This window comes from Sphingorhabdus rigui, from assembly GCF_014196595.1.
GTDB classification, from domain to species: Bacteria; Pseudomonadota; Alphaproteobacteria; order Sphingomonadales; family Sphingomonadaceae; genus Sphingorhabdus_B; species Sphingorhabdus_B rigui.
Genome location: NZ_JACIEA010000003.1, coordinates 199931 through 220447 on the forward strand (window position 1 = coordinate 199931; position 20517 = coordinate 220447).

Annotated in this window: 15 protein-coding genes; 14 read left to right on the forward strand and 1 reads right to left on the reverse strand. The window is 56.8% G+C overall.

Annotated elements, in window-relative coordinates; genetic code table 11:
* The first annotated feature begins 22 nt into the window (after nt 1-22).
* The 6 genes from glmU to GGR91_RS10930 all read left to right on the forward strand — a co-directional run bounded on the left by glmU (nt 23) and on the right by GGR91_RS10930 (nt 7287).
* A complete protein-coding gene (glmU, locus tag GGR91_RS10905; RefSeq protein ID WP_183942227.1) occupies nt 23-1366 on the forward strand; it encodes a bifunctional UDP-N-acetylglucosamine diphosphorylase/glucosamine-1-phosphate N-acetyltransferase GlmU in 1344 nt (447 codons plus the stop codon).
* A gap of 209 nt (nt 1367-1575) precedes the next feature.
* Nucleotides 1576-3399, forward strand: a complete 1824-nt coding sequence (gene glmS / locus GGR91_RS10910; RefSeq protein ID WP_183942228.1) for a glutamine--fructose-6-phosphate transaminase (isomerizing) — start codon at nt 1576-1578, stop codon at nt 3397-3399.
* Between the two features lie 313 nt (nt 3400-3712).
* On the forward strand, nt 3713-4900 hold the full coding sequence (locus GGR91_RS10915; RefSeq protein WP_183942229.1) for an aspartate aminotransferase family protein: 1188 nt from the start codon (nt 3713-3715) through the stop codon (nt 4898-4900).
* A complete protein-coding gene (argF, locus tag GGR91_RS10920; RefSeq protein ID WP_183942230.1) occupies nt 4897-5823 on the forward strand; it encodes an ornithine carbamoyltransferase in 927 nt (308 codons plus the stop codon). The genes GGR91_RS10915 and argF overlap by 4 nt, the downstream gene beginning before the upstream one ends.
* A complete protein-coding gene (gene hslO, locus GGR91_RS10925; RefSeq protein ID WP_183942231.1) occupies nt 5823-6743 on the forward strand; it encodes an Hsp33 family molecular chaperone HslO in 921 nt (306 codons plus the stop codon). The genes argF and hslO overlap by 1 nt, the downstream gene beginning before the upstream one ends.
* Nucleotides 6744-6879: 136 nt before the next feature.
* A complete protein-coding gene (locus tag GGR91_RS10930; RefSeq protein ID WP_246337183.1) occupies nt 6880-7287 on the forward strand; it encodes a DUF3617 domain-containing protein in 408 nt (135 codons plus the stop codon).
* A gap of 149 nt (nt 7288-7436) precedes the next feature.
* Here GGR91_RS10930 and GGR91_RS10935 read toward each other — a convergent pair whose 3' ends face one another.
* Nucleotides 7437-8621, reverse strand: a complete 1185-nt coding sequence (locus GGR91_RS10935; protein ID WP_183942232.1) for an acyl-CoA dehydrogenase — start codon at nt 8619-8621, stop codon at nt 7437-7439.
* Between the two features lie 109 nt (nt 8622-8730).
* Here GGR91_RS10935 and amaB point away from each other — a divergent pair, with 109 nt between their 5' ends.
* The 8 genes from amaB (at nt 8731) to GGR91_RS10975 (ending at nt 20491) form a co-directional block, all read left to right on the forward strand.
* On the forward strand, nt 8731-10221 hold the full coding sequence (amaB, locus tag GGR91_RS10940; RefSeq protein ID WP_322788811.1) for an L-piperidine-6-carboxylate dehydrogenase: 1491 nt from the start codon (nt 8731-8733) through the stop codon (nt 10219-10221).
* Between the two features lie 18 nt (nt 10222-10239).
* Nucleotides 10240-11694 carry a carotenoid oxygenase family protein gene (locus tag GGR91_RS10945; RefSeq protein WP_183942233.1) on the forward strand — a complete coding sequence of 485 codons (1455 nt, stop codon included), beginning with the start codon at nt 10240-10242 and terminating at the stop codon, nt 11692-11694.
* 203 nt (nt 11695-11897) lie between these two features.
* Nucleotides 11898-14405: a GcvT family protein gene (locus tag GGR91_RS10950; RefSeq protein ID WP_183942234.1), complete on the forward strand. Its 2508-nt coding sequence runs from the start codon at nt 11898-11900 to the stop codon at nt 14403-14405.
* Between the two features lie 4 nt (nt 14406-14409).
* Nucleotides 14410-15612: an aromatic ring-hydroxylating oxygenase subunit alpha gene (locus GGR91_RS10955; protein WP_183942235.1), complete on the forward strand. Its 1203-nt coding sequence runs from the start codon at nt 14410-14412 to the stop codon at nt 15610-15612.
* Nucleotides 15609-16862 (forward strand): sarcosine oxidase subunit beta family protein, encoded by a 1254-nt coding sequence (locus GGR91_RS10960; protein ID WP_183942236.1) that lies wholly within the window; start codon nt 15609-15611, stop codon nt 16860-16862. The genes GGR91_RS10955 and GGR91_RS10960 overlap by 4 nt, the downstream gene beginning before the upstream one ends.
* Nucleotides 16862-17134, forward strand: a complete 273-nt coding sequence (locus GGR91_RS10965; protein WP_183942237.1) for a sarcosine oxidase subunit delta — start codon at nt 16862-16864, stop codon at nt 17132-17134. The genes GGR91_RS10960 and GGR91_RS10965 overlap by 1 nt, the downstream gene beginning before the upstream one ends.
* Nucleotides 17131-19992 carry a sarcosine oxidase subunit alpha gene (locus GGR91_RS10970; RefSeq protein ID WP_183942238.1) on the forward strand — a complete coding sequence of 954 codons (2862 nt, stop codon included), beginning with the start codon at nt 17131-17133 and terminating at the stop codon, nt 19990-19992. Before GGR91_RS10965 ends, GGR91_RS10970 begins: the two co-directional genes overlap by 4 nt.
* Entirely contained in the window at nt 19985-20491 is a 507-nt protein-coding gene (locus tag GGR91_RS10975; protein ID WP_183942239.1) for a sarcosine oxidase subunit gamma, read from the forward strand. Before GGR91_RS10970 ends, GGR91_RS10975 begins: the two co-directional genes overlap by 8 nt.
* Nucleotides 20492-20517 lie beyond the last annotated feature (26 nt).

Sequence of the window (20517 nt, forward strand, 5' to 3'; positions counted from 1 at the left end):
ATTTGCTGGCATGACAATGCACATGACTGAATTAGCTGCCATCATCCTTGCCGCGGGCAAGGGCACCCGCATGAAATCCGATCTGCACAAGGTCCTGCATCCCATCGCCAGCCGGCCAATGCTGATGCACCTGATGGCGTCGGTTGATGCCTTAAGCCCTGCCAAAAAGGTTGTGGTTGTCGGCAGCGGCAAGGATCAGCTTGAAGCTGCCTTAGCCGGGTCCGCAGAATTGGCCGTGCAAGAACCGCAACATGGAACAGGCCATGCCGTGCAGCAGGCGCAAGACGCGTTGGTGGGCTTTGATGGCGATGTCCTCATTCTTTACGGCGATGTTCCGTTCGTGCCGACTGCAACCATGCAGGCGATGGTCGAACGGCTGAACGCCGCCGACGCGCCTGCCGTGGTTGTATTGGCGTTCGCGCCGGAGGACCCAACAGGCTATGGCCGCGTGATTGTCGAAGACGGCCGCATCGTTAAAATGGTCGAACAGAAGGACGCGACCGACGCTGAAAAGGCGGTGAAGCTGTCCAATTCCGGCCTGATGGCGGTCAAGTCACGCGATCTGTTTGGCTTGCTCGACCGCGTGACGGACGACAATGCGCAGAAGGAATATTATCTAACGGACATCGTCAACATCGCGAACGCCGATGGCCGTGTTTGCGTTGCAGTGACCACGGATCCCTTTGATGTTGCGGGCATCAACAGCCGCGCACAATTGGCCGAGATGGAGGCCGAATGGCAAAAGCGCCGCCGCGTGCAGGCGATGGACGATGGCGCAACGCTGATCGCGCCAGAAACGGTCTGGTTCGCATGGGATACGCAAATTGGTCGTGATGTCCTGATCGAACCCAATGTGTTCTTCGGTCCCGGCGTGCGCATCGCCGATAACGTCAAAATTCGCGCGAACAGCCATATCGAAGGTGCGCAAATCGCCAGCGGTTGCGAAGTTGGTCCTTTCGCCCGGTTGCGGCCCGGCACGGTGTTGGAAGAAAAGGCCAAGATCGGCAATTTCGTCGAAACCAAAAAAGCCCATCTGGGCAAGGGCGCAAAGGCCAACCATCTGACCTATCTTGGCGATGCGACAATTGGTGCAGGCGCAAATATCGGTGCGGGCACGATCACCTGCAATTATGACGGCTATTTCAAATATCAGACGGTGATTGGCGAAGGCGCTTTCATCGGTTCCAACAGCGCCCTCATCGCACCGGTAAAAATCGGCCGCGATGCCATCGTCGCGGCAGGCAGCGCCGTATCCCGCGACGTCGCCGATGGTGAACTCCGCATGGTCCGCGCCGAGCAACTGGTAAAGCCCGGCTGGGCGGATCGTTTCCACGACGCGATGCGGAAGAAGAAGGAAGGGAAGTAGTCTGCAAATTTCAATTTGGACGGACGCGGTTGGAATCGCTACTTTGCGCTCCGCTGCGAGAGACCGCGCTTGAAACGCGCCGGGTCAGTGATATTAGCGTCAGCGCAGCTCAATCATCGCATTCTGGTGAACCGAAATATTAGAGATTTTTCGCCCAATGTGCCGGGCATCCGCGTTCCATACATACTCTAAACGAAAGCAAAAAATCCATGTGCGGCATTATCGGAATTGTTGGCAAATCTGCGGTTTCAGACCGGCTGGTCGATGGACTGAAGCGGATGGAGTATCGGGGTTATGACTCCGCCGGTGTTTGCACCGTGCATGATGGTCAGCTCGTCCGCCGCCGGGCAGAGGGCAAGCTTGCGAACTTGGTCAATGTTCTGAAAACCGACGATGCGGCGGGTTACATTGGCATCGCGCATACGCGCTGGGCCACCCATGGCGCGCCAACCACGAGCAATGCGCATCCCCATGCGACGGGCGAAGTCGCGCTCGTGCACAATGGTATCATCGAAAATTTCAAGCAGCTGCGCGATGAACTCATCGCCCGCGGGCGGACATTTGAAAGCGAAACCGATACAGAGGTTGTCGCGCATCTGGTGTCGGAACAGGTGGAGGCTGGCCATGCACCGGCCGATGCCGTGAAGGCCGTGCTGCCCCGCTTGCGCGGTGCCTTTGCACTTGCGATTGCGTTTCGCGCATTTCCCGATTTTCTGATTGGCGCGCGTCTCGGTAGCCCACTGGTTGTTGGTTATGGCGACGGCGAAACCTATTTGGGGTCTGATGCGTTGGCGCTCGCGCCGCTGACACAGAAAATCGCCTATCTGGAAGAGGGCGACTGGGTTGTCATCGCGCGCGATGGTGCGCAGATTTTCGATAAGGATAATAACCCCGTCGTCCGCGAAGTCACCACCAGCGGCGTGTCCGCCGCCCAGATCGAAAAGGGCAATTACCGCCATTACATGCAGAAAGAGATTTTTGAGCAACCCACAGTGGTTGCACAAACGCTCTCCAGCTATATCCGTCCCGTTGAACAGACCGTTGCCCTGCCGCAAATGGATTTCGACCTAGCGGGCGTGAAGCGCATTACCATCGTTGCCTGCGGCACATCCTATTACGCTGGCATGGTCGCCAAATATTGGTTCGAAACATTTGCCCGCGTGCCCGTCGATATCGATGTCGCGTCCGAATTCCGCTACCGTGATCCGGTGTTGGAAGAAGGCGGTCTGGCGCTGTTCATTTCCCAATCGGGCGAGACCGCAGATACGCTGGCCGCGTTGCGCCACTGCAAGGAAAATGGCCAGACCATAGCGGTCGTGGTGAATGTGCCGACCTCGTCAATGGCGCGTGAGGCGGACCTGTTGCTGCCGACACATGCTGGCCCCGAAATCGGCGTTGCTTCGACTAAGGCCTTCACCTGCCAACTCGCCGTGCTCGCGGCGCTCGCCGCGCATCTTGCGCTCGTCAAAGGCAAGCTGACTGCAGAAGAAGAACGCGAGATTGTGCGCCATCTGATCGAAGCGCCCGCTGCCTTGAACGCCGCATTGGCGCATGACGACGACATTGCGGCGATGGCACATCTTATCGCGCCTGCGCGCGACGTGCTCTACCTTGGCCGTGGTCCCGACTATCCGCTGGCGATGGAAGGTGCGCTCAAGCTCAAGGAAATCAGCTACATCCATGCGGAAGGCTATGCCTCGGGTGAAATGAAGCATGGCCCAATCGCGCTGATCGACGAAGCCGTGCCCGTCATCGTGCTCGCGCCAAGCGGCCCGCTGTTCGAAAAGACCGTGAGCAACATGCAGGAAGTGCGTGCGCGGGGCGGGAAGGTCGTGCTGATTTCTGATGCCGAGGGCATAGCCGAAGCGGGCGAGGGCTGCCTCGCCACTATCGAAATGCCAAGTGTCCACCCACTCATCGCGCCATTGGTTTATGCTGTGCCCGTGCAGTTGCTCGCTTATCATGTGGCGTGCGCGAAAGGCACGGATGTCGACCAGCCACGCAATTTGGCAAAGTCTGTCACGGTGGAGTGATGATGCGCGAGCAGATGCTATGGGTGCCCGTATGAGCGCTGGCAAAATCATCTTAATCCTCGTTTTATTATTGGTGGCGGTGCATCTGCTGTTGTTCGGTTACCTTAAACGACAGATTGCTGCCGCGAAACGCGACAAGGGGCTGTAGCCGCTGCGCGTTCATGCGCCGATTGCAGGGGTGATACAGCAGCGGTCGCACGGGTTGATTTGCCATTTTTGCAAGCTTATAGCGGTAGGGCAAAACAAGCGGTCCCGCGGGGCCGCTTTTTGGCTTTTGGAATATGCCAAGCATTTGGTTGGAAGGAAATATACCATGTCGATCACGCCTTTGATGCCCGTCTATCCGCGTTGCGGTTTCCGACCGGTGCGCGGCGAGGGCGCTTGGTTGATTTCCGAAGACGGCAGCCGCGCGCTCGATTTCGCAGCGGGCATTGCTGTGAACTTGCTTGGGCACGGCCACCCGCATTTGACCAAAGCCATTCAGGATCAGGCAGCGACGCTGATCCATGTATCGAACCTTTATGGCAGCCCGCAGGGTGAGGCATTTGCCCAGCGGCTGGTGGATACGACTTTTGCCGACACCGTGTTTTTCACAAACTCGGGCGCAGAAGCCGTCGAGTGCGCGATCAAGACTGCACGCGCGTACCACCAGAGCCAAGGCAGCGACCGCTTTGAAATCATCACCTTCAAAAATGCCTTTCATGGCCGCACGATGGCAACGATTTCTGCCAGCAATCAGGAAAAGATGCACAAGGGCTTTATGCCTTTGCTCGAAGGTTTCAAATATGTCGACTTCGACGATCTTGAAGGCGCCAAGGCTGCATTAGGGCCCAAGACCGCGGCATTCCTTGTGGAACCCATTCAAGGCGAGGGCGGCGTGCGTCCGGCGTCAGACGCCTTTATGCAGGGCCTGCGCGCGCTGGCCGACGAACATGGCATCATGCTCATCCTCGACGAAGTCCAGTGCGGTGTTGCGCGCTCGGGAACGCTTTATGCCTATGAACAATATGGCATCACGCCCGACATTATGGCGACGGCAAAGGGCTTGGGCGGCGGTTTCCCTGTGGGTGCGTGCTTGGCGACCGAAGAGGCAGCCCGCGGCATGGTCGTAGGGACGCACGGTTCGACGTACGGCGGAAACCCATTTGCGATGGCAGCATGCCAAGCGGTTTGGGATGTCGTGGCGAATGACGAATTCCTCGAAAATGTGCGCGCGACGGGCGACAAAGTGCGCACCTCACTTGAACAGTTCATTGGCAACTATCCCGATCTGTTTACCGGCGTGCGTGGCAAGGGCTTGATGCTGGGCGTTATGATGACGCACGAAACGCGCGCCTTCGTCGCGCATTTGCGGGACAATCATGGGCTGCTGCTGGTTGCCGCTGGTGACAACACCTTCCGTGTGCTGCCGCCGTTGAACATTACCGATACCGAAATCCAGATTTTCATGGAAAAGCTTTCGGCTGGCGCGGCAAGTTATCAGGTGCCGCAGGCGGCATGACCCGTCATTTCCTAAATCTGGCGGATGCGGGCGGCGATGCTATTGCTGCCATGCTCAACGACGCCATTGACCGCAAAGCCGCACGACAAGGCTGGCCCAAGGGCAAGGCAGATGCGGATGCGCCATTAGCTGGGCATACGCTCGCGATGGTGTTCGAAAAAAATTCGACACGCACGCGAACGTCATTTGAAATGGCGATGAAGCAACTGGGCGGCGACAGCATTTTTATGGCGTCTGGCCAAATGCAGCTGGGGCGCGGTGAATCCATCGCCGACACCGCACGCGTTTTGTCGCGCTATGTCGACGCCATCATGATCCGGACCGATGATCATGCCAAGGTGGAAGAGCTTGCGCATCACGCCAGCGTGCCTGTGATCAACGGACTGACCGATTTGTCGCACCCGTGCCAGATTGTGGCTGACCTGTTGACGATAACCGAGCATAATAAGGCGTTGCCCGGGCTTGAGCTTGCGTGGCTTGGCGATGGTAACAATGTGCTCAATTCCATCGTTGAGGCTGCGGGATTGTTCCAGTTCAACGTGCGGATTGCCGTGCCACAGGGTTATGAAAGCGACGATAGCTTCATCGCGCGCGCGCGCGCGGCGGGTGCGAACGTTACGCTCACGCGCGATGCTGCCGAAGCGGTCAGTGGCGCAGACGTGATTGTCACGGATACTTGGGTGTCGATGGGACAAGAGCATGCCCACAACAAAATAGCCGCGATGATGCCCTATCAGGTGAACGAGCAGCTTATGGCTATGGCGAAGGGCGATGCCAAATTTCTGCACTGCCTGCCTGCGCACCGTGGCGAGGAAGTCACCGACGCCGTGATCGACGGACCGCAGTCGGTCATCTGGGACGAAGCCGAAAACCGGCTCCACGCACAAAAATCCATCTTACGCTGGTGTTTTGGCCAAATTTAATGGCTGGGCAGTCCGAAACTTTTTGTAATCAGCCTTTGCGCTTTTCCATTCCGACCCGTGACGCACGCGGACGGTTGGTGCGGCTTGACGAAGTGTTGGCTGAAATATTGGCCGCGCATGCTTATCCGCCGCTCATTGAGAAAACGCTCGCAGAGGCACTGGTGCTCACGGCATTGCTGGGTGCCTCGCTGAAGGAAAAAGGCAGCCAGCTGACATTGCAGACGCAAACCGAAAAGGGTGCCATTCGTTTGCTGGCCTGCGATTATAAGGATGGTGCGTTGCGCGGATATGCGCAGTTTGATCCAGCGACTGTCGCTGCGCTGCCGGACGATTCCACATTGTTGGGTATCTTCGGTAAAGGCTATCTTGCCATTACGTTCGACCGGATGAAGCCAGCGATTGAAGGCGGTGGTCGATACCAAGGTATCGTGCCGCTTGAGGGCGATACGCTGGCGGATGCCGCCGCGAACTATTTTGTGCAGTCTGAACAAATACCGACGCTTATTCGCGTCGCCGTCGACCATGTGAACGGCCGCTGTGTGGCTGGCGGGCTGCTCGTCCAGCATTTGCCTGAGGGCGAAGAAGGCCGCGAACGCCTGCATGTCCGGCTTGATCATCCCGAATGGGAGCATGTGGAAATCATTGCCTCTACCATCGCCCGCGCCGAACTTGCTGATCCATCATTGCCACTGGAAGAAATCGTATGGCGCTTGTTCCATGAGGAACAGGAAGTGCGCATTGAACAAGGCCACCCGCTGTCCAAGGGCTGCCGCTGCGACCCCGTGCATATTCGCGATGTCATCGCAAAATTTCCGGCCGAAGACCGCGCGGACATGGCTGATGATGCCGGGGATATCGTTGTGGATTGCGAATTTTGCTCGCGCCGTTTTCCGGTGAGTTTGGCAAGCTTCAACAACTGATCGCGGCGATTGGGCCGATCTGGTCATTCACGGTTCATGGACCACATTCTATCATGCGAAACGTAGCATTTTGTGGTATGTCCCGACAATAAACAGGCCATTTCAATAAAAATGGCGGGTTTATGGATTGAAGCTTATGACATTGAAACTCTCCCAATATCATTTCGTTGGCGCCATTTTACTGTCGCTCACTTCAACTTCACTTGCGCTCGCGAACGCAAATGATCTGTCGTTATTGCACACGCTGGAACGCGGGCAGTGGAGTTTCCGGGCAGCCGGGGCTGAGGCGCCATTGACAAAAATCTGTCTTGGTAACCCAGAGCTGCTAACCCAAATCCAGCATGCTGGTGTAGCCTGTGAGCGGTACGTTGTCCGTTCAACCGTGAATATGGTGACGGTCAGTTACACCTGCAAAGGTCAAGGACAGGGCCTGACGACCATCCGTAAGGAATCCAACCGGATCGTCCACATTCAGTCGCAGGGCATTCGCAATAATGCGCCATTTTCGTTTTCGGTCGAAGGCCGAAGGACTGGCCCTTGCTAGGTCCATCGCCGTCGTCGCGGCGTTTATGAATTATTAACCATCTTCGCGTTAACAGGGGCCGTGTCTTTTAAGAGATACACTTTCCTCCCTAGTTGGCTGCAAAGCCTTAACTGGGCCGCCCGCTGTAACGCTTGGCGGCCCAATTTTTGTCAGAACGCAGCGATGCCCGTGATGGCGCGCCCCAGAATCAAAGCGTGGACGTCGTGCGCACCTTCGTAGGTGTTGACCGTTTCGAGGTTCGCCATGTGGCGCATGACTTGATATTCCTCGCTGATACCGTTGCCGCCATGCATATCGCGCGCGGCGCGGGCGATATCGAGCGCTTTGCCGACATTGTTGCGCTTCACGATTGAAATCATGTCGGGCGCCAGCTGGCCTTCGTCCATTAGCCGTCCGACGCGCAACGATGCCTGAAGCCCAAGCGCGATATCGGTCATCATATCGGCCAGCTTCTTTTGATAGAGCTGGTTGGCGGCGAGCGGCTTGCCAAATTGATGGCGATCAAGGCCATATTGGCGGGCGGCATGCATGCAGAATTCCGCTGCCCCCAACGCGCCCCAGCTAATGCCGTAACGCGCACGGTTAAGGCAACCAAACGGGCCCTTCAGGCCTTGCACGTCGGGCAGAAGTGCGTCCTCACCAACCTCGACATTGTCCATTATGATCATGCCAGTGGTTGATGCGCGCAGCGACAATTTGCCTTGAATTTTTGGCGCGGACAGGCCTTTCATGCCCTTTTCCAGCACAAAGCCGCGAATGCCACCGCCATGTGCTTCCGATTTTGCCCACACGACAAAGACATCGGCAAAGGGTGCGTTTGAAATCCACGTTTTCGAACCGTTGATGACATATCCGCCATCAACTTTTTTGGCGAAGGTGCGCATGCCCGCAGGATCGGACCCGGCGTCCGGCTCGGTCAACCCAAAGCAGCCAATGAGCGTCCCTGCGGCAAGACCGGGCAGATATTTGCGGCGCTGCTCTTCGGAACCATATGCATAGATGGGATGCATCACGAGCGACGATTGAACCGACGCCATCGACCGATAGCCTGAATCGACGCGCTCAATTTCCCGCGCAATCAAGCCATAAGCGACATAAGACGCGCCAACGCCGCCATATTCTTCCGGAATCGTTGCACCCAGCAAACCCGTTTGGCCCATGAGCGGAAACAATTCGGGCGCATCACATTCGGTCCGGTACGCCTCAATCACGCGCGGCTGCAATTCGCTTTGTGCAAAGGCATGTGCCGTATCGCGGATCATGCGTTCATCTTCGGTAAGTTGCGCATCCAGACGGAAGGGGTCGGACCAATCAAATGCTGCCAATTCGGCCATAAGGTTTCTCCAATGTTGCATGGGTCGCTAAACTTTTTGTGTGCTGCGGGCAAGCTGGCAAAATGTCTGTAACCCGTCTATTCGCCTTGCAATCAAATAGGAGATAGCGGTGAAGCTGGCAGCAGATGTAGAGACGATTCTGACACACCTCGGAACGCAAATTTCGGGGGATATGGCGTCATACTCGCCCGTCGATGGCAGCAATATCGGATCGGTACCAACCGCCTCCGCGTCAGATATTGATGCGGCGTGCGCCAATGCTACCGCTGCGTTTCACAGTTGGCGCGCCGTCCCCGCGCCGCGTCGCGGAGAGCTCGTCCGTTTGTTCGGCAATGCCTTACGCGAAGATAAGGAGAAACTGGCGCGCCTTGTCACCATCGAATGTGGGAAGCCGTTGTCCGAGGGCATGGGCGAAGTGCAGGAAATGATCGACATTTGCGATTTCGCCGTAGGCTTATCGCGCCAGCTTCATGGTCTTACCATCGCCAGCGAACGTCCCGGCCACCGCATGATGGAACAATGGCATCCCTTGGGCCCGGTTCTGGTCATTTCTGCGTTCAATTTCCCGGTCGCTGTTTGGGCGTGGAATGCGGCGTTGGCACTTGTCTGCGGCAATAGCGTTATCTGGAAACCATCGGAAAAAACCCCGCTGACTGCGGTGGCCGTACAAGCCATTTTTGAACGCGCGGTGACCGCATTTGGCGATGCGCCGGCGCATGTATCACAAGTGGTGCATGGCGGACGCGACGTTGGCGCGGCTTTGGTTGCGGACCCGCGCATCGCGCTCATCTCTGCCACCGGCAGCACGCAAATGGGGCGCAAAGTCGGACAGGTTGCAGCCGCGCGTTTTGCCAAGACGATATTGGAACTTGGCGGCAATAATGCCGCGATCATCAGCGACAAAGCCGACCTTGCATTGGCGTTGCGCGGCGTGCTGTTCTCCGCGTTCGGCACAAGCGGGCAACGGTGTACGAGCCTACGGCGCGTCTTTGTCCATGATGCGATCTATGACAATTTTGTGGAGGCATTGAAGGCCGCCAGCACATCGATGGCGGTTGGCGACCCATTAGATGGCGGCAACTTGGCAGGCCCCCTTATTGACGAAGCGGCATATGACGGCATGCGGATCGCCCTCGATGAAGCGCGTGCGCTTGGTGCAAATATCACGGGCGGCGCGCGGATGGACATGAAGGGTGCCTATGTCCGGCCTGCGCTGGTCGAGATGCCCACCCACAATGGCCCGGCATTGCGCGAAACCTTCGCCCCGATACTCTACATCTTCCGCTATCACGATTTGGCGCACGCCATCACGCTTCAAAACAGCGTCGGCGCGGGGCTTTCGTCGTCGATATTCTCGACCGACGTACGCGAGTGCGAACGGTTCCTGTCTGCAGAAGGCAGCGACTGCGGCATCGCCAATGTCAATATCGGCACATCAGGGGCTGAAATCGGTGGGGCCTTTGGCGGCGAAAAAGAAACGGGCGGTGGTCGCGAATCCGGATCGGACGCATGGAAAGCCTATATGCGCCGCGTGACGAACACGATTAACTACTCCAACGAACTGCCGCTTGCGCAAGGGGTGACTTTCGACCTAGGCTAATGCCTGAGGAGAGCGAAAATGCGTGTCGATAGATTGCCACCGGTGAAAGCAACGCTGCAGCCGAGCAACCATCCCTATCTCAACGGTGCATGGACGCCGCAGCATGAAGAGGTCACGGCAACGGACCTTGCGGTGATCGAAGGCAGCATTCCGGACGACATTGACGGCGTCTATTTGCGCAACACCGAAAACCAGATCCATCAACCGCTTGGGCGTTATCATCCCTTTGATGGCGACGGCATGATCCACCAGATCGATTTTTCGGGCGGCAAGGCAAGCTACCGCAATCGCTTTGTGCGCACCCGTTGTTTTCAGGCGGAGCAGGATGCCGGCGGTTCGCTGTGGGGCGGGTTGATGGACAAGGTGGGTGTATCGAAACGCCCCGGCTTTGGCGCACATGGTAGCCTCAAGGATTCATCAAGCACGGACATTATCGTGCATGCCGGCAAGGCCGTATCCACTTTCTACCAGTGCGGCGAGGGCTATGTGCTCGACCCCGAAACGCTGGAGCAAGAGGGTGTTGCGTCCTGGGTTCCGCTGGACGGCATTTCCGCGCATCCCAAGGTCGATGAACGCACCGGCGAGTTGCTGTTTTTCAACTACTCCAAACATGCGCCTTATATGCATTATGGTGTGGTCGACCGCAGCGGCAAGCTGGCGCATTATGTGCCCATCCCGCTTCCCGGGCCACGTTTGCCGCATGACATGATGTTCACCGAAAACTGGTCTATTTTGTGCGACTTTCCTTTGTTCTGGGATGAGGAATTGTTGAAGCGCGATGTCCATGTGACGCGGCTGCACGAAGGGCTGCCATCGCGTTTCGCGCTCATTCCACGTTATGGCCAACCCGAAGATATTCGCTGGTTTGAAGCGGACCCGACCTTTGTCCTGCACTTTATCAATGCCTATGAGGAAGGGGATGAGGTCATCCTTGATGGCTATTTCGAAGAGGATCCTTATCCGCCACCGATCGAAAATGCCGACGGCTATGGGCATATGATGGCTTATGTCGACGAACATAGCTTCAAGCCCAAGCTGCACCGTTGGCGTTTCAACTTGAAGGACGGCACGACACGCGAAGAGCGGTTGGATGACCGGATTTTAGAGTTTGGCATGATGAACCAACGTTATTTGGGGCTGCCCTATCGTTATGCCTATAGCACGACGTCAAAGCCGGGTTGGTTCCTGTTCACAGGCTTCGTCAAACATGATTTGGTCACCGGCGAGTCATGGGAGGTCCAACTAACCGATGGCCGCTATGCCAGCGAGGCGCCTTTTGCCCCACGCGTGGGCGCCGTGGACGAAGACGATGGGTATCTTGTCAGCTTTGTGACCGACGAAAATCTTGGAACGTCGGAGTGCATCCTGATCGACTGCAAACGCTTTGATGATGGGCCGGTGTGCAGAATCGCTCTGCCACATAAGATCAGCAGTGGAACCCACGCGCATTGGGCGGACCGAACCGTCCTGTGACAGCTGCATATTGCGCGGCCACGACACCCAAGGAAATCCCCAAGAAAATCAGTGCCTCTTCCCGGCCTTGCTTGGTCGCCAAGTAAACAGTACTAATATTTAATATTAGAAAAACCTGTTGCTGTGATTCCATGGCGCAATCCGATTGCCGCACCAGCTTTTAGTCTGACATAGGGCCGCGATAACGAAAATTGGTGGATATTATGAAGAGCACAGCACGGGCGGTTGTAATTGGTGGCGGCGTTGTCGGCGTAAGCACGTTGTACCATCTTGCCAAAATGGGGTGGAGCGACGTCGTCTTGCTTGAGCGTAAGGAGTTAACCTCCGGCTCAACCTGGCATGCCGCGGGCCTTTTGCCGCTTTTCAACTTGAGCTATTCCGTCGGCAAGCTGCATCAATATTCGGTAGGATTATATCCAACGCTAGAGGCAGAGACCGGCCTGCATGCCGGTTTTTCGCAAGTCACGAACATCCGGCTGGCGACCACCAAAGACCGGATGGATGAGTATAATTATTATGCGGGCGTTGCGCGCACCATTGGCGTCGATGTCAATTTCCTGAGCCCCGACGACGTCAAAGATATTTGGCCGCTTGCGGATATGGACGGCGTTATCGGCGCTATCCAGCATCCCGATGACGGTTATATCCAGCCCGCCGACTTAACACAGGCATTGGCCAAGGGCGCGCGGCAACGCGGCGCGACCATCTATCGCAACACAACCGTCACCGCGATCACGCAGCAGCCCAGCGGCGAATGGCTTATCTCGACCGATCAGGGCGACATCACCTGCGAGCATGTCGTCTCCTGCTCCGGCAATTTCGCGCGTCAGACAGGCGCAATGGTCGGTCTCGATATCCCCGTGATCCCTGTCGAGCATCAATATATCGTGACCGAGCAACATCCGGACATCATGGCGCGCAAGAAAGCCGGTTTGCCCGAAATGGGCGTCCTGCGTGAATCCGACGCCAGCTATTATATGCGTGAGGAAGCGGGCGGACTGTTGTTGGGGCCATATGAACTGGGTGCGCCGGCCTGCTATGTGGATGGCCCTTCGGCAACCAGCGAATATGAACTGTTCCCTGACGCGCTTGAACGGCTTGAACCCTATATTCTTGCCGCAATGAAGCGCGTGCCCGCCTTTGGCGAGGTCGGCATCAAGCGCGTGTATAATGGCGCAATCGCTTACACGCCCGACGGGTCGCCCATTGTCGGACCGGCATGGGGACTGAAAAACTTCTGGCTCAATGAAGGACACAGCTTTGGCGTTACCGCCGCAGGTGGCGCTGGTTGGCAATTGGCACATTGGATTGTCGATGGTGAACCGACCATCGACATGATGGGCGTCGATCCGCGCCGCTTTGGCGATTATGCTGGACGCGGATTCCTGATTGAAAAGAACGAAGAAGCCTATGCCAAAGTCTTCACCGTGCATTATCCCGATGAAGAACGTGAAGCGGGACGCGCGTTGCGGCGTACCCCTTGCTATGACCGGATGAAGGCGCTGGGCGCGGTGTTTGGCAGTGTGTTCGGCTGGGAACGCCCCAATTGGTTTGCGCCGGAAGGCTATGCGCTCAGTGCGGCTGATCTCGACAAGCCCGACGTGCTTTTGAACGACAATCATCCCGTCGTTGCGGATCAACCCATTCGCGAAAAATGGTCGTTCCGTCGTTCCAACTATTTCGAGCATGTCGGCAATGAGTGTCGCCATGTGCATGAAAAAGTCGGCATTCAGGATATGAGCGCATTCGCCAAATGCGAAATATCAGGTCCGGGTGCAGAAGCCTGGCTCGACCAGCTGCTGACAAATGCGGTGCCGAAAAAGGTCGGGCGCGTAACTTTGTCCTATCTGCTCACCCACAAGGGCGGCGTGCGCAGTGAGTTCACCGTCTATAAAGTCGCGCCGCAGCGTTATTATCTTGTCTCGGCTGGCGCCTATGAGCGGCATGACCATGATTATTTGAAAAAGGCCCTGCCGCGCGATGGTTCTGTCAGCTTTGAACGGCTGACCACGGCGATGGGCGTGCTTGTTCTGGCGGGCCCGCGTTCGCGCGATGTGTTGGCGAAGTTGACCGATGCGGACCTGTCCAATGATGCCTTCCCATGGTTGACCGGCAAGAAAATGAGCATTGGTCTGGCGCAGGTCGATGCGCTGCGGGTCAATTTCATCGGTGAACTTGGTTGGGAAATCCATCATCCGATCGAAATACAGAATTATATCTTTGACCGGTTGATGGAGGCCGGCGCGGAGTTTGAGATTAAGCCGTTCGGTATCCGCGCGATGACGTCGATGGCGCTCGAAAAAAGCTATAAGCTGATCCCGCGTGAATTGTCGGTTGAATATTCGGCGTTTGAAAGCGGATTGAATCGCTTTGTCAGCCTGAAGAAACCAGCCTTTCATGGCCGCGATGCATTGCTTGCGTGGCGCGAACGGGGCGCTGCCAACACGCTTGTGACGATGGAAGTGCATGGTGTGACCGATGCCGATGCGCGCGGGTCTGAGCCGATTTATCACGGCGATGATATTGTCGGCCGCGTGACGTCTGGCGGTTATGGTTGGCGCGTGCGCAAGTCGCTTGCGCTCGCGATGGTCCGGCCTGATTTGGCGCATGTAGGTGCCGAGTTTGAAATCGCGATTTTGGGCGTTCGCCACAAGGCGACGATCATCGCGGACTCACCGTTCGACCCTGACAATAATGCACTGAAGAGCTAAGCCAATGTCTCGTTTCGCCCCCATCGCAGATTTGCTTGCGCAGGATCGCAAGGGCCATACCTTGCCGCGCGAATTATATGTGAGCGAAGACGCGTTCGAATTTGATACGCAGGTCATGCTGAAATCGGTTTGGCTTTATGCCTGTACCGTCGCGCATGTGAAAAATCCGGGCGATTTTTTCGTGTTCGAACTGGCGCAGAATTCTGTCGTCATTGTGCGTGGCCGCGACATGCAAGTGCGCGCATTTTGGAACAGCTGCCGGCACCGTGGGGCCAAAATCTGTCTGGAACAGCGCGGACGGGCGCCGCGTTTAATGTGTCCCTATCATCAATGGACATATGGTCTTGATGGTCAACTTCTTGCCGCGCGCAGCATGGCGGAGGATTTTGACAAAGCGGATCACGGGCTTTCGCCGGTAGCGCTGGAAAATGTCGGCGGCCTTATTTTCATCTGCCTGGGCGACAATCCGCCGCCGATTGATCGCGTAAAGGCGGACATATCCGAACAGATTTCGGTCTATGATCTCGAAAAGCTAAAAGTCGTTGTCCAGGACAATTATATCGAAGACGCCAACTGGAAATTGGTGATGGAGAATAATCGCGAATGTTACCATTGCGACGTCGGTCATCCTGAACTGATTAGTGTGCTTGGGACAACAGGCTTTGGTAAAGATGCGCCCGATAATGCGGCGAAGCATGAAGAGTGGAAAGCACTCGGCATCGACCATGACCTCATCGAATTTCCTGACGGCTGGTGGCACCGGGTCGCGCGGTTGGCGCTGGCCAATGGCGCGGTAACCCAATCGATAGATGGCAAGCTTGCGTGTCAAAAATTGATCGGGCCATTTACTGCGCCTGAAACGTCGAGCCTGTCTGTTTGGACTCAGCCCAATAGCTGGCACCATTTCTGCTGCGACCATGTTGTGACATTTTCACTGACCCCGATTTCGCCGGACAAGACATTGCTGCGCACGAGTTGGCTGGTGCACGAAGATGCAGTTGAGGGCGTCGATTACGATCCCGATCATTTGGCCGCATTGTGGCGCAAAACAAACGAGCAGGACGGGCATTTCTCTGCGATCAACCATCGCGGGATCGCCAGCGATGGCTATATTCAGGGGCCTTATGCCGTGGAAGAAAAGCTGGTCGACGACTTCAAGAGTTTCTATGTGAGCCGCGCTACAGCTGCGCTTGAGAAAATATCATGACCCACCACAGTGCTTTCAGTCTTTTCGCCAAAGCGCTTGGCGGACATCAGGATTGGCCCGAACAATGGCCCGATGCGGCACCAAAACCGGCTTATGATGCCATCATCGTCGGCGGCGGCGGACACGGGCTAGGCGCGGCATATTATCTCGCCAAAAAATATGGGATTACTAATGTCGCCGTGCTTGAAAAAGGCTGGATCGGCGGCGGTAATACCGGGCGTAACACAACGATTATCCGGTCAAACTATCTCTATGACGAAAGCGCGCATCTTTATGATCATGCGGTGAAGCTTTGGGACGGGTTGAGTCAGGAACTTAACTACAACGTCATGTATTCGAAACGCGGCGTCATGATGCTCGCGCACAATGTGCATGATGTGCAGAGCCTGCAACGGCACATCAACGCGAACCGGCTGAACGGTGTCGACAATGAATGGCTGACACCGCAGCAGGCCAAAGATTATTGTCCGCCCTTAAACATTTCGCCCGATGCGCGGCACCCTGTGCTGGGGGCTGCATTGCAACGGCGCGGCGGCACAGCACGGCACGATTCGGTGGCGTGGGGCTATGCACGGGCCGCGGCGGCGCTGGGCGTTGATATCATCCAGAATTGCGCCGTAACGGCTATCCGGCGCGGTGCCGATGGTGCGGTTGAGGGCGTTGAAACCACCCGTGGGCCTATCGCCACAAAGCGTATTGGCGTGTCGGCTGCGGGCAATACGTCTGTTGTTATGCAGATGGCCGGTTTGGACTTTCCGTTGGAAAGCTACCCCTTGCAGGCACTGGTTTCAGAGCCTGTCAAACCAACTTTCCCTTGCGTCGTTATGTCGAACACAGTCCATGCCTATATGAGCCAGTCGGACAAAGGCGAATTGGTCATTGGTGCAGGCACCGACCAATATGTCAGCTACTCGCAGCGCGGCGCGCTTCACATTATCGAACATACGCTTGCTGCAATCTGCGAAATTTTTCCGATTTACAGGCGGATGCGGATGTTGCGGACGTGGGGCGGGATTGTCGACGTGACGCCTGACCGTTCACCGATATTGGGCAAGACCCCGGTCAAGGGGCTATATGTCAATTGCGGCTGGGGCACTGGCGGATTTAAGGCGACGCCCGGGGCCGGAGATTTGCTGGCCTACACCATGGCAAAGGACGAGCCGCATCCCATCAACGCGCCCTTCAATCTCGACCGTTTCCGCAATGGCCGGTTGATCGACGAGGCAGCAGCAGCGGCGGTGGCACACTAATGATCTTAATTCACTGCCCTTATTGTGACGAGAAACGTCCCGAAATCGAATTTGCCAATGCCGGGCAGGCGCATGTTGCCCGCCCATTGGACCCGTCAAGCCAGAGCGACGAAGAATGGGAAGCCTATCTTTTCATTCGCGCCAATCCACGCGGGCGGCACCACGAACGCTGGCGGCATGTGCATGGCTGTGGTCGCTTTTTCAACGCCGTACGCGACACAGTGACCGACAAATTTGAAACGACTTACAAGGCTGGGGAGCCGCGGCGATGAGCGGATATCGTCTCGAAAATGGCGGACGGATTGATCGCAACCGACCGGTGGAATTCCGCTTTGACGGACATTCCTATCAAGGTTTCGCTGGCGACACTTTGGCTTCGGCCTTGCTTGCCAATGGTGTCAGCCTGTTCGGCCGATCTTTTAAATATCACCGCCCGCGCGGCATTATGGCAGCGGGCAGTGAGGAGCCGAACGCGCTCATATCGGTGGATCGGGGTGCAGGTCGCTTCACGCCCAATCTGCGTGCGACCAGTGTCGAGATTCATGCGGGGCTCAACGCCTTCAGTCAGAATCGCTGGCCGTCGCTCAAGCGCGATTTTGGCGCGATAAATGACCGGTTGGGTATGTTTTTCCCTGCGGGTTTTTACAATAAAACCTTCATGTGGCCGCGCTCTTTTTGGGAAAAGCTGTATGAACCGGCGATCCGCAAGATGGCTGGACTTGGCGATGCGCCGACCCAAGAAGACCCCGACATCTATGCATCCACTTATGCCCATTGCGACCTGTTGATCGTTGGCGCGGGACCCGCCGGTATTGATGCTGCATTGGAAGCGATGGGTTCGAACAAGCGGATCATCCTGATCGATGAACAGGATGAACTTGGCGGCGGTGCGCTTGCGGATCCGGCGCTATGGCCGTGGCTGGAACGCAGTCGTAAAGCGCTCACCGATGCGTCCAATGTCACGATACTCACCCGGACGACGGCGTTCGGCTATTATCACGATAACTTTATCGGCGCGGTGCAGCGGTTGACCGATCACATGCCGGACAATTCGGACAGCCCACGCGAAAAATTATGGCGTGTGCGGGCCGGTGAAGTGGTCCTTGCGCAAGGTGCGATTGAACGGCCGCTCGTTTTTGACGGCAACGATACGCCGGGCGTGATGCTTTCGTCCGCCGCAAAGGTTTTTGCCAATCGCTACGGCGCCGCGGTCGGCAAATCGGTCGCGTTGATGACCGCGCATGACAGCGGCTGGCATGATGTGTTCGCCTTGGCAAAAGCGGGTGTCGGTATAAAGGCGATCATCGATGTGCGTACCGAGGTGTCCTCTGCGCTGCTGGACGAGGCCAACCGCCTTGGCATCAACGTGCACCTCAATCATAGCGTCACTGGCGTAAATGGCCGGCACCGGGTCACATCCATCCAGATCTGCAATAATGACGATTATCTCGGCGCGCGCATCGATTGCGATACGCTATTGATGGCTGGCGGTTGGACGCCGAGTGTGCATCTATGGTCGCACAGCAAAGGATCGCTTGCATGGCGCGATGAGATCGGCGCCTATGTTCCCGATCAACCGAACGAAAATGTGCGCTGTGTCGGGGCATGTTCAGGCGGCTGGGATTTTGGCAGCGGCGTGATTGTTGATATGTTGCCAACGCCCAAGGACCAAAGCCGGATAAAGGCCTTTGTCGATTTCCAGAATGATGTCACGGCGAAGGATATCAAGCTGGCGGTGCGTGAGGGCTTCCGTTCTATCGAGCATATCAAGCGCTACACAACCAACGGCATGGCAACTGATCAGGGCAAGACATCGAACCTCAATGGCTTGCAGATTGCATCAACGGCGCTTGCCAAGCCAGTGACCGATATTGGTCTGACAAGCTTTCGTCCGCCCTATACGCCGCAGACTTTCGGTGCGTTGGCGGGGCATGCGAAGGGCGCATTGTTCCAACCGACACGGACGACCAATATCGACGGCTGGGCCGCCGAAAATGGCGCTGTGTTCGAACTGGTCGCACAGTGGCGGCGCGCGCGTTATTTCCCCAAAATGGGTGAGGATATGCACGCGGCGGTGAACCGCGAATGCGTTGCGGTGCGGTCCTCAGTCGGCATTTTTGATGCGTCGACGTTGGGCAAGATTGAAGTCGTTGGCCCCGATGCCGCCGAATTCCTGAACCGCATGTATACCAACCCGTGGAAAGCGCTTGAGCCAGGCCGGTGCCGTTATGGGCTGCTTTTGAAAGAAGATGGCTTCATCACCGATGACGGTGTTTCGGCGCGGTTGGCGCCCGACCGGTTCCATCTGACCACCACGACCGGCGGTGCCGCGCGTGTGCTGAATATGATGGAGGATTATCTCCAGACCGAATGGCCTGACCTTGACGTCTGGTTGACCAGCACGACCGAGCAATATGCGGTCATTGCGCTGCAAGGTCCGAATGCGCGCAAATTGTTGGAGCCACTGGTTGAGGGCATTGACCTGTCCGCCGACGCTTTCCCGCATATGGCCATTCGCGAAGGCACAATCTGCGGCATTCCAACGCGCCTGTTCCGGGTGAGCTTCACGGGCGAACTTGGTTTCGAAATCAACGTGCCGACTGCTTATGGCCGCGCGGTGTGGGAACAATTGATGGCAGAGGGTGCGAAATTTGACATCACGCCCTATGGCACAGAGGCGATGCACGTGCTGCGCGCCGAAAAGGGGTTCATTATCGTCGGGCAAGATACCGACGGCACCATAACCCCGTTTGATGCCGGTCTCGATTGGGCGGTGGGCAAGAAAAAGCCGGACTTTGTCGGCAAACGGTCAATGGCACGGCCTGACATCGTTGCGCCGGGGCGCAAACAGTTGGTCGGGTTACTGACCGATGATCCCAATGTTGTGCTGGAAGAAGGTGCACAGATTGTTGCCGACCCGCGTCAGCCAATCCCTATGACGATGATCGGCCATGTGACCTCTTCTTACTGGAGCGAAACGCTTGGCCGGTCGATCGCTTTTGCCTTAGTGGCAGGTGGGCACGAGATGATGGGCGGTACGCTGCACATCCCGATGCCGGGCAAAACGCATGAAGCAAAAGTGAGCGGCATGGTTTTTTATGATGCAGAAGGAGCGCGGCTGCATGTCTGATGCCCTTTTCAGGAACGAACCCGTTTCTTCAACGCCGTACGTAGCCGATGGTGTCAGCATCAGCCTTGCTGCACCGCTGAAGCGCTATTCGCTGCGGGCGCGGACTGCCGAGGCTTTGGAAACGGTGCTGAACGTAAAAGTGCCACAGAAAATCGGCGCGACCGAAGGTGGCATTGCATGCCTTGGTCCGGACGAATGGCTCCTGCGCACGCCAGCGGAGGCGGCCATGCCGACCGGCGCGGGATTGCCGGTTGCCATTACGGATATCAGCGAACGATCGATCTGCCTTGTCCTTGAAGGGCCACGCGCAGCGGAACTGCTGATGACAGGTTGCCCGCTTGATCTCGACAATTTCGCGGTCGGCCGGGCCACACGAACAATTTATGAAACGGTCGAAATCATTATCATCCGCGAGGGTGCAGATCGTTTCCATGTTGAGGTGTGGCGCAGTTTTGCCGCATGGCTGTGGACGGCGTTCACGGCGGCTGCCAGCCATTGATGGTGGCGTGAGACCTTAAGGAGAGT

Bases quoted from the DNA above. Each gene is read 5' to 3' on its own strand.
- GGR91_RS10955 (WP_183942235.1), top strand. From the start codon at position 14,410: ATGTCTCGTTTCGCCCCCATCGCAGATTTGCTTGCGCAGGATCGCAAG.
- GGR91_RS10945 (WP_183942233.1), top strand. From the start codon at position 10,240: ATGCGTGTCGATAGATTGCCACCGGTGAAAGCAACGCTGCAGCCGAGC.
- GGR91_RS10960 (WP_183942236.1), top strand. From the start codon at position 15,609: ATGACCCACCACAGTGCTTTCAGTCTTTTCGCCAAAGCGCTTGGCGGA.
- GGR91_RS10975 (WP_183942239.1), top strand. From the start codon at position 19,985: ATGTCTGATGCCCTTTTCAGGAACGAACCCGTTTCTTCAACGCCGTAC.
- GGR91_RS10965 (WP_183942237.1), top strand. From the start codon at position 16,862: ATGATCTTAATTCACTGCCCTTATTGTGACGAGAAACGTCCCGAAATC.
- argF (WP_183942230.1), top strand. From the start codon at position 4,897: ATGACCCGTCATTTCCTAAATCTGGCGGATGCGGGCGGCGATGCTATT.
- hslO (WP_183942231.1), top strand. From the start codon at position 5,823: ATGGCTGGGCAGTCCGAAACTTTTTGTAATCAGCCTTTGCGCTTTTCC.
- glmU (WP_183942227.1), top strand. From the start codon at position 23: ATGACTGAATTAGCTGCCATCATCCTTGCCGCGGGCAAGGGCACCCGC.
- GGR91_RS10950 (WP_183942234.1), top strand. From the start codon at position 11,898: ATGAAGAGCACAGCACGGGCGGTTGTAATTGGTGGCGGCGTTGTCGGC.
- GGR91_RS10935 (WP_183942232.1), bottom strand. From the start codon at position 8,621: ATGGCCGAATTGGCAGCATTTGATTGGTCCGACCCCTTCCGTCTGGAT.
- GGR91_RS10915 (WP_183942229.1), top strand. From the start codon at position 3,713: ATGTCGATCACGCCTTTGATGCCCGTCTATCCGCGTTGCGGTTTCCGA.
- GGR91_RS10930 (WP_246337183.1), top strand. From the start codon at position 6,880: ATGACATTGAAACTCTCCCAATATCATTTCGTTGGCGCCATTTTACTG.
- glmS (WP_183942228.1), top strand. From the start codon at position 1,576: ATGTGCGGCATTATCGGAATTGTTGGCAAATCTGCGGTTTCAGACCGG.
- GGR91_RS10970 (WP_183942238.1), top strand. From the start codon at position 17,131: ATGAGCGGATATCGTCTCGAAAATGGCGGACGGATTGATCGCAACCGA.